Source organism: Mesorhizobium sp. M1E.F.Ca.ET.063.01.1.1 (assembly GCF_003998155.1).
Taxonomy (GTDB): domain Bacteria; phylum Pseudomonadota; class Alphaproteobacteria; order Rhizobiales; family Rhizobiaceae; genus Mesorhizobium.
Genome location: NZ_RZSC01000098.1, coordinates 1 through 13,036 on the forward strand (window position 1 = coordinate 1; position 13,036 = coordinate 13,036).

The following is a 13,036-nucleotide window of genomic DNA, read 5'->3' on the forward strand; positions in this document are numbered from 1 at the left end:
CCTCATGACCGGCCGCTCTCGCCTCCCAAAACCCAAATCACTCCAAACGACCAAGTTCGCCCCTTGCAGACCTTTCCTGAAGGCGGGGCATTCTCAGCAAGGGAGAATTCCTTTGCCAAATGCGTACAACTCACTGGGCGTATCCGATACTTCACTGGGCGTATCCGATACTCGCGATCCCAATTCCCCCCACCAGGATCAGGCTTACGGCCCATACAATGTCGAGATTGAACCAGCTTTGTGAGATGAACTTGGGTCCGAGCCATCGATAGACGGCAACGGCGATGACGCCGCCGCTCGCAATCATGGCGGCCGTGTGGACCACGGAGACGCTGGCGGCGGTGATTAGATTGCCGGTCATCAGCGTCGCAGCCGCCTGGTGTCCAACCTCGGGTTGCCCGGCCTGGCACAGGCCCAGATAGATCGGCACGAGCATCAGCCCGGCGCCGTGCGCGGTGGCGGCCGCGAAGGACCACAAGGCCAATTGCGCCGGCGGGATACGGGCAAGGACACGCGGGTGGCGCCGGTTGATCAGGAGAAAGATCCCGGCTGCAATCACGGTCAACCCCGCCGCGATGCGGATCTGTCGTTCCCAGACAATCAGCGTCAGCATCGCGCCGAAGGGCAGCAGGATGCCGATCATTGCCGCAAAGTGCCCCGCTGCCAGAAGGCCGAGCGCCCGGAGCAACGCGCCGGCACGTCTGTCAAACAGTCCGGCCGAGACGGCCAACGGCCACCCCATGCCGGGATTGACGCCGTGATAGATGCCGCTGGCGATGACGGCCAGCCAGAGACCGGCCGTAGTCCAATCGCTCATCGCTTCATTTGCCCGAGCCGTCGGTCACACCGACGGATAGCAGAATGAATCCGTCGAGCAATCGCCGCCTTCCAGACGAATCTGGTGCGCGCGATACCCCTCGGGGAACTCGACATAAAAGTCCTTGTCCAGAGTGATGCCACCGTTCTCGCCGACATCGGCCTTAACCATGGCTGCCGGGATGCCCCCGGGATAGAACTGGTCGTCCCAGGTCGAATAGAGCGAGTTGGTCCAGTAAATGCGTTTGCCGTCGCGGCTGATCTCGACCATCTGTGGTCCGCCCCTGTAATCGCCGCCGCCGGGATGCCTGGTCTTGCGCGTGATGCCGCCAATATGGACGGACCCTGCAAGCCTGGGCTTCATCGGATCAGTCACATCATATTGGCGCATCTCGCCGGTGCCCCAGCAGGATACGTAGAGGAAGCGGTCGTCGAGCGACAGGTCGATGTCGGTTACCAGCGGCGGGACCGCCTCGAAGCCCTGCAGAAGCGGCGGCAGGTCATCCTTCGCGGCTGCCTCGGGCGGAATGGTCGCCGTCTTTTCGCAATGGAATTTGCCGTCCTCGCGCCACCATGTCCAGATCGATCCCTCGAGGTTTGTCGTGTCAACGACCACTCCGATGAAACCGTATTCCTTTACCGGGTCATGGGCCGGGCGGACTTCCAGTGCCATCTGGTGATTAGCTCCCAGATCAATGGTCTGCACGTTCCTGCGTTCACGCAAATTCCAGAAATGCACCCGGTGTCCGTATTTGTTCGACAGGAGATCTTCCGGGACAATGCCCTTCTCGAACTGCGGCGGAAGTGCCCACTCGCTCGACACCATGTAGTCGCGTGGCAGGTTCCACCAGAAATCATACTGCTTGTCCTGTGGCCCGCGATCGATCTCATAGCGCCCGAGGACATCGAACGTCTGGCAATCCATGACAAAGATGCCGGGAGGTCCGTCGGTGCCGTCAGGGCCGCCGCCGCCGAGCGTCGAGACATAAATACCTTCCGGACCGCAGTGAATCGTATGAGGCCTGGAGTATCCGGTCTTGGCAAACACTTCTTCCGGCTCGATGACCTTGTGGATCTTGGCCTTGGTCGGTCCGCCCTTGGTGTCTATCACGTAGATGCGCGAGGATCGCATGCCGGGAATGATCAGAAAGCGGCGCTCGAGAAACGGGTGACCGTTCAGCGGCGAAAGGGCCGAAGAGCAGGCGTTCCAGCCGAAATGGTGAAACTCGTCGCCCTTGTTCGGCATGATCACGCTATGGACGACCTTGCCGTAGTCCTTTGACTGCGGGTTAACGTCAACTATTGCTAGTCCATCAGGCTGGGAGAAGTCGGCGCTCAACATCAAAGTGTAGGCAAAGCTTTCGACGGGCGCCTGCATCGCGAGCTTGGCAGTCGCGTGGAAAGTCGGGTCTGGCCGTATAGTCATTGTCGTCCTCCCTGGGCGGGTTAAGCAGCCCGACAATCAGGGGCACGACCTGTGATGTGCTAGGATGCCCGCTGAAGATGTCGGGGCGCCTTGTTTTTCGCACGCTATTTTCGTGCGGCTTTTTGAAGAGTCTCACGGATCCTGTTGAACTGCAATCTCGACCTGTTTCACCGCACACCTCTGTGAGCGACGAGCGCGTTGCCCGCCCACCAGACTGGATAGGCGAGCCCCGGCAATATCAAGATAAGTGGGCAGCGCACGGTCAAGCTACGCTATGTCGGAATGGCTGCATCTGGCGCATGGCCGTCATTCGTGCTGGTCCCAGCGGGCGACAGCTCACCACCCATCTCGGCCATTGGCGGCAGCCAGCCGATAGAGTTTTGACCACCAGGAATGCCAGCGTATGAGATCGCCGCAGCGGGGCGGCTGATGTTGCCGTCGATGCCTCCGGCCTCCACCACGAGGAGAAAGCTTGCCGAAGTACAATCGCTTTGTTAGACCAAGCCCTGCATCCAGAGAGGGCCTCGGCCCCGCCAACCAGCCTTGACCGGCAACGGTGGCATGACGATGTGGCCCTCAACAGGCAACAGTAGGTCGCCAGCCCTCCAGATACGTGTGAAACCATGGAGGGCTTTTTTCGTGTTGACGAGGCGAGGTTTTCTGATCGGGGCGGGCGGCCTGCTCACGGCTGCATTCGCAAAGGACGCTCAATCCTTCGTTCGCCGGACGGCACAACCCCTGCTCGCCAAACCGGTGGCGGTGGCCGAGACGATGTATTGGTATGACGGCGGAGAGCAGGGCTACCTGCTCACAATCGGTCCGTGGGGCTTCTGCCCGCCGCCGCCGACCTGGCGCGAGTTCTTCACCAGAGAAAGCGTCGGATACCGGACAGAACCCGAAATTCACGCCATCTGGGAGGAGTATGGGATCGGCCCAAAGGACTACGATGACCCGGTTGACGGGTGGTTCTGGGAAACCCGCTTCGATCTTGAGAAAGGTCCGTGCGCAAGGGCCTACCGCCTGCTGACGAAGCTCGATCTTGGTCCAAGACTCGTGCGCGGGACCGATGACCCGCATTTGGTGTTCCGCGACGGTGACGCCGCCAACGGCGACAGCCGGTGGGTCGATGCAAGGGACAAACTCACGCTTTCCCTCCTGCAGGCTCGGCTGATCGATCTGCAGCTCCCGATCCGCCTTGCAGAAGGGATTTGAGGGAATGTCCGGCATGATCGACGACGACCCCGCGCCGACCGACAACGCGCAGATGGCTGAGGGTGGCCCGCAGGAGCCAATCGAGCCTTACAGGTGCCGTTATTGCGGCTGGATGACCACGGTGTCGAACGAGGCGGCGGCGCGCCTGTGTATGCGGTGTGTCCGGTTCGAGGGCGATGTGCATCCGGCGGTGACCGGAGCACGGATCGCGGCGCACAACGCGCTCATCCTAGGCATGGTCAAGAAGAGGGGCTGAAGGCAGGGCAACTGCCATTGCCCCAACGCGGCGGGTTTCCCGGAGACCGGGGGCCATGCGAATTGGGGCCCCTGGCTTGGGACCCCTGACCTCTTTCCTTCTCTGAATATATGTACCTCGCGACAAGTTTTTGGATGCGAAGCTAACGACCTGAACAAGCCTCGCCGATATAAATCTGCAAACCAAATGGTTCGTTGAAGGGCTTTGCAATTGGTAGAACAAGCAGCAGAGCCGGGTGGCGGGAGTTGGCGATGGCGATGCGATTGCGTTTTCTTGTGACTTGTTTGGCTGCAATGATCACCTCAGCACAAGTTCGTGCTGCTGAGGTGGAAACGGCCCTCTGGAAGAACGTTGGAAATTGGAGCGTATACGTTGATCGTTCCATCCAATTTCAATGCTTCGTAACCACTCTTTATGAGGACTACACTATTTTCCGCTTTGGCTTTCTGCAACCGGGTTCAAGTGCGGCCCTTTACCTTGCAATTGGTAACTTAAATTGGACATCAATTGAAGAAGGGAAGGGCTACGATCTAATCCTGCAGGTCGACAATGAAGCTGGCTGGCGATCACCAGCTACAGGAATGAGGTTTGGCACACTGCCGGCTCTCGCCATCGGCACCAATGAGCCGGGCTTCGTTGAGCAACTGATGCGGAAACACTCTTTGCGTGTCTTTTTCAACGGTCGGCAGGTTCTTAACCTTAGTCTTCGGGGCTCGAATGCTGCTCTGAGGGAGATGGGAGCATGCCAAAATGCGGTTGATGCCTCCTTGGGCGCGAACCGCAACTCTCAACCCAAAGACCCTTTCACTGGAGTTGGCGATCCAGCGCCGAAGAAGGACCCGTTTGATCTATAGTGATTTGGAGGGGTCTCAGGGCATGGTCACGGGACAAGCAGGATGCAGGGCAGGCGGCTCTCACTCCGATGTGGCGGCACCCGAGCAGGGAACGGCCTGATGCCTGGTGGCACAGCCTCGCTGAGGTCAAGCGGCTGGCCGAGGGGAAGGTGCTGAGCGTCGACCGGCCTCGCTCTGGCGACGTCTACGGCAGCCGGGTAAGTCGCCGGGTAATGGGAGGTTATATGCATCCTAATTGCGGCTCTCGATGAACAGGCCGAAGAACTCTTTTATGTTCGTTGCAAATGCATTGGACATACCCTGCACGAGCTCGGTTTCGGACCCCCCGGCCCCGATTACATCTTTGTCCCAAAGCACCAGATCGCCGGCTCGTGGCTTGACGTCGAGCGTGCCTTCTCGACCGCCTTGCTCGACGGCATTGGAATAGAAGGAGGTGGCCTCAAGCCTCATATAGATTGCGCTCGGTGTGCCGCGTGCAGCCCGGATCGTCGTTTCAAGGATGATGGAGCGGGTTTGTTTCACCTTGAATGAAACTCGGCCCCAGGGTTCACCACTCAGATCTTGGAACGGGATCTTCGCACTTGCGGCCAGCAGGCGTGCCTCGGCGGACGCGCTGGCGCAAAGCTGTTTCTGCATGGCGTCGCTATCATCATCTGGCACGCACATGAAGATGATGCCTGCCCACTCACTGAACTGCTGACGATTAAACTCCTGCTCGAGGTCCTGCGCCCAAGCGCTCGCAAACAGGATCGGCCACGAAACCGCCGCCACAAAAAAGAGCGGCGGAATTCGGACAGGATGCCTGCATATTGCACAAAGCGAGCGCCTCATGCTCAAACCTTTGTGGTTGTTCCAATACCGAACAAGTAATACGAAATGTTACGGCAACGCGAGTCGTTTCTATGTTGCGTGTGCACGGGAGCGGGACCATGATCTTCGGAAAGAGCGCGAACAAAATCACAAAGCGTTACAGCGAATACGACGACAGCCCGAAGTGGACACTCCTCGACAATTTCAACATCCAGGAAGAGGAAAAAGGCGACGGAAGCCGACCATTCGTTCGAAAATGCCTACCGAAGCGCCTCCGCGTCACGCTGACCAGTGTGCAGGTCATCAACTCTTTCGACTGGAAAAAAGATTTAGACGAGACCACTGCATCGCGTGGCTACGACAGCAGGTCCAGGATCGAGTTCGACGGAACTTTCGACGAGAGGATCACCGTCTTCACGATGGAGAGCGGCGCAGTCGAGACGTTTTCCGAATTCAAGAGTGGCTCGATCTGCCCAACCACCAGGGACGAGATCGGCGGCAAGAGAAACGCCACCCTGACAGACGGTATCTTTAGTGCCGGAGGCAGGGGTCCAAAAGTCCCGGACGGCGGGCTGATGGAGGGCGAGCCCGGTCGCATAAATCATTTCCCGGAGGAACACTCCCTCTTGATAGCCCTGCTTGTAGATGAAGTAGTGTTCGACAAGCTTGTGAACATCGTCAGCCGAGCGGCGTCGATCCAACTAACCCTGCTTTGCGAGTTGTTTGAGGGCGAAGTTTCCGCAGCGCTTTCAGGGCCTGGCCAAAGCGAATACGGGCTTTTGCTGAGCGAGGGCAAACATTACGCTCGCGCTCGGCTCGACGGAATTACCGTGTTCGGCAATAAGCCGGCGCTCGTCGAATACCGCTACCAACCATCCGATCCGGACGAAGCGCATATTTCCCTGGAACAAAGCGTCGCCTCGCTCGACCACCGCCTGCAACACATACTATGGGCGCTGATCGCCATAGCTGCGCTTCTTGTGATGATCATCCTCCGATAAAGGCGTCTTCAAGAGCGACCGCAACCACCGTAGGCGACCAATCCCGTCGGACGCCTCATTCGCGGAGGCGCCCCAGCCTGCCACCTGCTCGTCGGCAGGCGACCTGACGAATTTCAATTGCCACACCGCACCTTTGCGGTTTAGCTGCGCCCTGACGATAGGATCAAAATCCTTCGTTGGGGGGATGCATGGCAGAAATCAAGTTTGCGACCGTGTTGCTTGGCGCGTTAGGATTCAAGGAAGGCAACGTCAACGAGACTTTTCGCGGACAGGTCCTGCTTGAGGGCGACGTTATTAAGCAGGCAATCATCAAGGACCTCGATCTGATCCAGCTTTGCAACGAATTGCTGGCATTCTGCTTGGCGCGCCATGTCGGCTTACCGATCCCGGATAGTTTCTTGGGGCTGGTGCGCCCCGGCGTCTTGTCCGTCGCCAAGGCCCCGAGGCTCCCTGACGATTCCCGGTTGGTCTTTGTCAGCACCGATGTGAAGGTGCCGAATGTCACGTTTCGCCTGCGCACATCGACACCACAAGGGCAGCAAGCAATCATCGACCAGATTTCCAAATGGGCGGATTTGGGAAAACTGTATGCGTTCGACGCATGGATCGCCAACATCGACCGGCATCACGGCAACCTTCTATTTGGCAACCCAGGAGATGCTTGGCTGATCGATCACGGGCATTGTTTCACCGGCCCTGCATGGGGACCAGGCGATCTGGACCCCGCTAAGGAATTTGCCAGCCGGTTGTCCGAATGGATGACACCATTCCTGACCTTGGAGCAGAAGCACGATCGGCGCGCCGAGGCGCAGGCCGTAGAGGCTGCGCTTTCCGGTTTCGATGCAGCAGAATCTGCGAAGTCCAGTCGTGTGGCGGACCTTATGCCGATGGATTATGTCGAGGCGCTGAAACAGTTTCTGGCGCAGCGTAGTGCTAAGATCACTTTCCATGCCAGCAAAGCCCTGAACGTGCCGGTGATGCTATGAGCCTTCGACTGGACACAAGCCACTTTCCATTGCTCGGGCAAAGCGTCCGTGCTCATTGGGCGCCCATCCTGCTCGAACCGATTTCAGGGTCATATGAGCGATTTGTCGTGGGGGTGGCTGCCGCCAATGCCACTGGCTTTCACGTCGAACTGGCAAACGCCCCCGAGAAGTTGCGGTGCTTCTATGGCGACGATGCCGACACCGTTTTGAGGGTCATCGAGTTGGCCGGCGTGTGCTTGAAGGAGGATCTGGCCGCGAGATCAGTTGAGGCGTTGTTTGCACCCGACCCGCCCGTTTCCGGTATTACCCTCGGGAAATGCAGCGAGGCCGAAGGTATCAGCTTGCGGATGTTGGCTCAAAGCTGGATGGCGGCACTTTCGTCCCTGTATTCCTCCACCAACGAACAGGATCTACCGCAGCCGCTAATGCTGGCCGAAGAAGATACCGAGGGGCAGCGAGTAGGCGACCGCCTGCCGTTTTTGGTCTGCGATTTCGTGAAATCCCAGCGGGAGGGCTTCGGTCAGTATTTTAGTGCCGATCTTCGGGAGGGGCGCGCGCGCCGGGCGAAAGGCGGGAGCCATCGCGTTGTCATAGACTATGCTGGGCCAAAGCTGGTTGCCAACTTCGGGACACTGAAAGCGGGTGCCATCACCAACTCTGTCCACCTGATCAAGCGGCGCCTTTGGGACTTGAAGGTGGAGCGTGACCGGGAGCCACACAACGCCTTGTCGCGGGCGCATGAGATGATCTTGCACAGGCCTCCGAAGGATGACCCTCAAGTTTCCGAGCAGCAGCAGGCAAATATCGGCGATGCGCTTGAAGATCTTGAGCAACAGGCCGACCAAGAGGAACTGCGCCTGCTGGCACTCGACACGGTTCAGGCAATCGGCCAGCGCGTTCTCCACTATGAACTGGCATGACCGCTGCCACGGTGCGTCGAGCGCATCGACACCTTGCGACCGAGCCGGGGCGGATGGCCGATTCGGGAATTTTGGGGTTTGCAATCGGCCACAGCGGGCCGCTGGAGCGTTTTGGAGGTTGGGGCGCAGTTGGCTTGAAGCTGCCCGGCGTCCGATCCTTGCAACGCTCCGCGAGGGCAGCGGATTTCATCCTGCTCGGCGCTGATGCAGTTGCGAGTCGCCTTGAAGTACGATTTTGGGTGCAAAGCGCGCGAAGTTTCGGCGGCAATCAAAGCTGGCTTGGGCGAGTAAACGGCGGCCAGGGAAACGGGAGATGGGCAAGGTAGTCGTGGCGGCTGCGGCCGTAGTGATAGCGGGCTCGGCATTGGCGCAGGAGGTCGAGTGGACGCCGGCCTATCTGGGATGCACGTTCACGCAAACGGTGTTCTCGTCGCACAGCGAATTGCCGTGGATGGCGGGCAAGGACGAGGTGCTGAAGCCTGGCTCGGAGGCGTTCGAGATGGCTTTTGCCGCCATCGATCTGGTCGGCGGGCGGGCGCAGTTGATTGGCAACCAGGGAACTGCGACGGTCGTGGCCGGCCGGGGCGCGTTCGACAGCATGGTGTTTCTGGAGTGGATGCCTTTGGGTAATGCGAACTTGACGACCGTGTTTGCGCCGGGGAAGGACGGCATCATACGCGCGGTCACGTCGCGGCATATCGCAGACCCGCTGCAAGCGGGTGGCTACACGGCCACACAGATGCTGGGGACGTGCAAGGATCATCTCGGCAAGGCGCCGTGATTGACCGGGCAGGGAAAGTGATGGCAACGCAGATGTGGCAGATCTGGTATGAGCGGCGGGGCTACCTTGGTGGGCATTATTAACCTGCTTAAACTTCTCCACCGGCGCCTCGACAAAATCGAAGAACGCTTGGGCATCGGCGTTTAGGCACTCCTCCCTCCGGGGGCAGGCCCGAAGGGGTGGCTTTCTGAGGCCCCATCCATATGTACGCGCTTTGCCGCTCGAATGGTCCACTGACCGCATTGTCAGCAGACAGCGTCCGACCATCTCTGCGCCCTCCTGTGGTGGTGCTATGGTACTCCGGCACGATCGGCAGCGAGGAGGACAAAATCCATGCCCGCGATCACCCGCCGTAATCTTCTCGCGCTGACCGGTGCGGCGGTTGCCGTCAAGCCGGCGTCCGCTGCCGTAAGGGCTTCGCCGGAGCTTCAGGCACTGATCCGAGCCCATGAGGCGGCCTACGCCGCGTTCCACCATGTTGTTCATCGAGCGGGGAGCAGCAGGGAGGATCGCGAGCGGGCCGACGGGATCGAGCAGGAGGCGCTGCTGGCCGTTTGCTCCTATCGTGCGATAGGCCGAGATGACCGCCGGGCCAAAGCGCAATATCTGCTTGCCGTCGAAGCGCGTGGCGAACTCGATCTGCAAGAGCATATGCAGGCCATCTTGCACTCGATGATGCAAAGCTGATCCCGGCTCGACCAACGCATCTCCACGACCAAGACATCGCCATGGACGAACGGCCTGCGCCGCTATTTCGTCGGGTTTGATGGTGGCCTGCTCCTGATCCGTCCGACGACGCGCTGAAGGCTGCCGGGTGACAGAGTTTAGAATGGCGTTCAACTGCCTTTCTCTGAGACCCCTTGAGCGATGCCTCCGCGCACGCAGTATACCAAAAGCGGCAATGTATCAGTCGCGTACCAGGTTCTTGGTGACGGGCCGATCGACCTCGTCTTCGCTCAGGGGTGGCTGTAACGTCGAATATGCTTGATCCAGACTACGCGCGCCTGATCACCCGACTTGCGACATTCTCGCGGCTGATCCGCTTCGACAGGCGCGGCACGGGTATGTCCGACCGCGACGTCAGGTGCTCGGCGCTGGAAGAACGGGTCGACGACATTCGTGCAGTCATGGACGCCGCAGGTTCAGAAAGGGCGGCCCTGCTCGGCGTCTCCGAGGGCGGCAGCATGTGCGCGATGTTTGCAGCGACTCATCCGGAGCGCACCTCCGCGCTCGTGTTATATGGCGCGTTCGCCCGAAGCCAATGGGCACCTGACTATCCTTGGGGCGTGAGAGAGGAACAGCGAGAAGCCGAAATTGCCGCTATGGAAGAGACGTTGGGCGGTCCATTCGAACTTGGCGACGGCGCACCAAGTGTAGCGAATGACGAGGCAGCGCGATCATGGTTCGGCGCCTACCTACGGTATTCTGCCTGAAGCAGCCAAGGCAGTGATGGAGCTGAACTTTCAGCTGGATGTGCGCCGCCTGTTACAGATCATTAGAGTGCCCACGCTGGTGGTGCATAGGCAAGGTGACCGCTGGGTGCCGTTGGCTCATGGTCAATATCTCGCCGACCACATTCCCGGAGCCAACTGGCCGTGCTTCCCGGCGAGGACCACATACCTCAATGGGGAGATCAGGAGCGACTGGTCGGGGAAATTCAGGAGTTCCTGACCGGAGCGCGCGACACACTCCCCCAACGACCGAGTGCTCCTGACGGTGCTCGTCACCGACATTGTAGCGTCGACGGAGAAAGCGGCTGCGATCGGCATACAGGCGAATGCGAGCGGCGCGGCAACGACCTTGGATCGCGATAGGAGGGCGCGGCCCAACAGGTTCACGTAGACGCCGTTCGACCCGATTTCAGCGCCGTAGTCGACCGTGTCGATGCCCGGGCCGCCGTCCATGTAGTCGTTGCCCGCATTGCCGACGAAGCGGGAAGAGCGCCGCCGATCAGCGTATCCTCCTCGTTGGTGCCGATCAGGTCGCCGTCGCCCGAGGCCGTTATGCCGACGACGTTCTGGACCGTCACCGAGATGTCCCGGGTAAAAGTGGAGTGTTCAAGCCCAGCATCAAAGCCCGTGTGCGCTATCTACGTGGCGAGCCGAAGCTGCGTAATGCGATTTTGCAGGGGTTTTCGGACGGGGAATGAACTGGCTTTATCCCCAGAAAATCTCTCTTCACGCGAAAATCACGGCTGAGACTCTTGTCACCGAGTCACTTTGTCGAGTTGACTTTCCTCTCCAGCGCGATGGAGGGGAGCGAGTCGGCCCGCGAAGCTTCTCGTCTCTCCCGCCCACCGGGCGTCGCTGGATGGCGTGTCCGCTATGGGCGCCTTCCTCTCCGAGCCATCCGGGGAGGTCGAAACCCACGACTCAAAGTTAGCCACATCGGTCGGGCCGGTAAACTGCCTCGTTGCAATTTTGCTGTGCAACTCGAGCTAGGCGGTTTGTCGACCGGTTACTTTAACATCTGCACGCCTACGGCTTGGAGGTCACAAGCCATTAGCTTCTGTGCGTCTTCGCCGGGTATGTAGACAGCATATCGCGAGTCTGGGCCGTCGCGGACTTCCAGATTGAACGGCTCCAAGTCGCAATCAAGTTTGTCGCCTTCCTTCTTCTCGACCATGAAATACCCCTCGCTCTTGGCGGGGCCAATGAAAGGGATAGCGGCTGTGATGGGTATCTTTACGAAGGTGACCTTAAGATGGTCATCCAAATGGTTCTTGTCGAGCATGTCTTGTACCGTGCCCGGCAGCGAGTCCTGCATTGATGTGTACGACAGGAAGACGAACCCCCCCCCGCTGCTAGTGCAGCCAGAACCAGCATCGAAAAAATTGTCTTCATAACCCAATCCCCCAACATTTGAAGACCAAAGCGTTATCGCGGCGGCAGTTCACATGTCTACAGAACCTCTTTGTTTTCCACTACGCCGTTGCCGCGTCTGCCGGGTCGATTAACTCAGTTTCGCCAGCGGCTTTTGGGCACGGGCCGTCTCCTTGGCGCGCCGGTGACGCCGCGGTAGTCCTTCTTTCCGTCCTTGAGCAGGTTCTTACCGATGTTCTTGTCGGTGATTGGCTTGCAGCGCTGGTACAAGTGTTTGAAGCTCATAGGCGAAGTTCCTTCACGAAGTTTCTGGTTCTGGCGGTGGTAGAAGAGCGCGCACTGGATGGCCGAGACTCGCACGGCGTCCGGCCACGACCGGGTGCGCTCGCGGGTGATTTCGCCGACCTCGTCATCGGAGATGCCGACGTATGGACGTTGCCCATCAGGTGCTTGATCTGGCCCAGGGGCACCTTGGCGTGGATGTGGTGGCCATGATCGCCGCGGGGTTGCGTGGTGGCCCTCGGCGTCTTCGATTGACTGCGCGGCGTCGCCCTGGCAAAGCCGTTGGTGGGATGAAGCGGCAAGGCCCGACGTTCTCGCCGCCGCGCTTGCGTCCGCGCGACGTGATGGACCCGCGCCCGGCTCCAGCCTGCAGGAACTGCAGCAGGTTCGCGCCTTCGTCGGCAGCCCGCCCATGCTGCCCGTCTTCGACGCGACGTGGACGCCGTTCTTCCTCGCCCTGATCTTCGCTCTCCACCCGCTGGTCGGGCTGATTTCCGTTCTTTCAGCCCTCGCCCTCATTTGCTTCGCGATCGGCAACGACCTGGCCACCCGAATGTCGCTTTCCGGATGCGCGGCGCGCCAGGCCGAGAACGCGAGTTACGGCGCTCCGCAACGCGGACGTGGTCCATGCCATGGGCATGCAGCCTGTCCGTGATCGGGGCGCATAGAAGGCGGCAGGAGGAAATCAACCGCATGCAGCTGAAGGCAGGCCTATTGGTAGTTGAGGCATGGGGCGAGACTCGACCTGGAAGAGCATATGCAGGCAATCCTGCACTCGATGATGCGGAACTAATCGCGGCTCGACCTGCAGATGTCCACGACCAAATATCGCCGACTTCGCCGCCTTGGCGACGAGATCATGGCGAAGGG

Annotated in this window: 17 protein-coding genes and 1 riboswitch; of the genes, 10 read left to right on the plus strand and 7 right to left on the minus strand. The window is 59.7% G+C overall.

All coding sequences use genetic code 11. The features are described from left to right. Window positions 1-151: 151 nt before the first annotated feature. Window positions 152-817 (minus strand): hypothetical protein, encoded by a 666-nt coding sequence (locus tag EOA29_RS10540; RefSeq protein ID WP_127220860.1) that lies wholly within the window; start codon window positions 815-817, stop codon window positions 152-154. A 24-nt stretch (window positions 818-841) separates the two neighbouring features. Continuing rightward, window positions 842-2,242, minus strand: a complete 1,401-nt coding sequence (locus EOA29_RS10545) for a selenium-binding protein SBP56-related protein (protein ID WP_127220861.1) — start codon at window positions 2,240-2,242, stop codon at window positions 842-844. 503 nt (window positions 2,243-2,745) lie between these two features. Next, a riboswitch (SAM-I-IV-variant riboswitch) is annotated at window positions 2,746-2,843 on the plus strand. Between the two features lie 38 nt (window positions 2,844-2,881). Between EOA29_RS10545 and EOA29_RS10550 the strand changes: the two genes are divergently transcribed. From EOA29_RS10550 to EOA29_RS10560, 3 genes are all read left to right on the plus strand, one after another. Continuing rightward, a complete protein-coding gene (locus EOA29_RS10550; RefSeq protein WP_127220862.1) occupies window positions 2,882-3,454 on the plus strand; it encodes a hypothetical protein in 573 nt (190 codons plus the stop codon). 13 nt (window positions 3,455-3,467) lie between these two features. Continuing rightward, window positions 3,468-3,710 carry a hypothetical protein gene (locus EOA29_RS10555; protein ID WP_127220863.1) on the plus strand — a complete coding sequence of 81 codons (243 nt, stop codon included), beginning with the start codon at window positions 3,468-3,470 and terminating at the stop codon, window positions 3,708-3,710. Window positions 3,711-3,961: 251 nt separating this feature from the next. Continuing rightward, window positions 3,962-4,564 carry a hypothetical protein gene (locus EOA29_RS10560; protein WP_127220864.1) on the plus strand — a complete coding sequence of 201 codons (603 nt, stop codon included), beginning with the start codon at window positions 3,962-3,964 and terminating at the stop codon, window positions 4,562-4,564. Window positions 4,565-4,795: 231 nt separating this feature from the next. Here the strand turns inward: EOA29_RS10560 and EOA29_RS10565 are convergent, their stop codons facing one another. Then, on the minus strand, window positions 4,796-5,395 hold the full coding sequence (locus tag EOA29_RS10565; protein ID WP_189478860.1) for a hypothetical protein: 600 nt from the start codon (window positions 5,393-5,395) through the stop codon (window positions 4,796-4,798). Between the two features lie 98 nt (window positions 5,396-5,493). Between EOA29_RS10565 and EOA29_RS10570 the strand changes: the two genes are divergently transcribed. The 6 genes from EOA29_RS10570 (at window position 5,494) to EOA29_RS10595 (ending at window position 10,495) form a co-directional block, all read left to right on the plus strand. Next, window positions 5,494-6,375: a hypothetical protein gene (locus tag EOA29_RS10570; protein WP_127220866.1), complete on the plus strand. Its 882-nt coding sequence runs from the start codon at window positions 5,494-5,496 to the stop codon at window positions 6,373-6,375. Window positions 6,376-6,563: 188 nt separating this feature from the next. Next, window positions 6,564-7,361, plus strand: a complete 798-nt coding sequence (locus EOA29_RS10575; protein WP_127220867.1) for a HipA family kinase — start codon at window positions 6,564-6,566, stop codon at window positions 7,359-7,361. Window positions 7,362-7,474: 113 nt separating this feature from the next. After that, window positions 7,475-8,281, plus strand: coding sequence for a hypothetical protein (locus tag EOA29_RS10580; RefSeq protein ID WP_145969655.1), 807 nt, complete (start codon window positions 7,475-7,477; stop codon window positions 8,279-8,281). 313 nt (window positions 8,282-8,594) lie between these two features. Further along, the gene (locus EOA29_RS10585) at window positions 8,595-9,062 is read left to right on the plus strand and encodes a hypothetical protein (RefSeq protein ID WP_127220869.1); all 468 of its coding nucleotides are present in this window, start codon (window positions 8,595-8,597) and stop codon (window positions 9,060-9,062) included. A 333-nt stretch (window positions 9,063-9,395) separates the two neighbouring features. After that, window positions 9,396-9,749: a hypothetical protein gene (locus tag EOA29_RS10590; protein WP_127220870.1), complete on the plus strand. Its 354-nt coding sequence runs from the start codon at window positions 9,396-9,398 to the stop codon at window positions 9,747-9,749. Between the two features lie 293 nt (window positions 9,750-10,042). After that, the gene (locus tag EOA29_RS10595; RefSeq protein WP_127220871.1) at window positions 10,043-10,495 is read left to right on the plus strand and encodes an alpha/beta fold hydrolase; all 453 of its coding nucleotides are present in this window, start codon (window positions 10,043-10,045) and stop codon (window positions 10,493-10,495) included. Between the two features lie 401 nt (window positions 10,496-10,896). Here the strand turns inward: EOA29_RS10595 and EOA29_RS10600 are convergent, their stop codons facing one another. The 3 genes from EOA29_RS10600 to EOA29_RS41270 all read right to left on the minus strand — a co-directional run bounded on the left by EOA29_RS10600 (window position 10,897) and on the right by EOA29_RS41270 (window position 12,169). Beyond that, window positions 10,897-11,091 carry a hypothetical protein gene (locus EOA29_RS10600; RefSeq protein WP_127220872.1) on the minus strand — a complete coding sequence of 65 codons (195 nt, stop codon included), beginning with the start codon at window positions 11,089-11,091 and terminating at the stop codon, window positions 10,897-10,899. 428 nt (window positions 11,092-11,519) lie between these two features. Then, a complete protein-coding gene (locus EOA29_RS10605; protein WP_189478861.1) occupies window positions 11,520-11,828 on the minus strand; it encodes a hypothetical protein in 309 nt (102 codons plus the stop codon). A 191-nt stretch (window positions 11,829-12,019) separates the two neighbouring features. Beyond that, the gene (locus EOA29_RS41270) at window positions 12,020-12,169 is read right to left on the minus strand and encodes a hypothetical protein (protein WP_189478862.1); all 150 of its coding nucleotides are present in this window, start codon (window positions 12,167-12,169) and stop codon (window positions 12,020-12,022) included. 409 nt (window positions 12,170-12,578) lie between these two features. Between EOA29_RS41270 and EOA29_RS10610 the strand changes: the two genes are divergently transcribed. Further along, window positions 12,579-12,821 carry a hypothetical protein gene (locus tag EOA29_RS10610; RefSeq protein ID WP_127220874.1) on the plus strand — a complete coding sequence of 81 codons (243 nt, stop codon included), beginning with the start codon at window positions 12,579-12,581 and terminating at the stop codon, window positions 12,819-12,821. Between the two features lie 30 nt (window positions 12,822-12,851). Here EOA29_RS10610 and EOA29_RS42200 read toward each other — a convergent pair. Continuing rightward, window positions 12,852-13,036, minus strand: a 185-nt coding sequence (locus EOA29_RS42200; RefSeq protein WP_210213131.1) for a hypothetical protein, incomplete at its 5' end; no start/stop codon positions are given.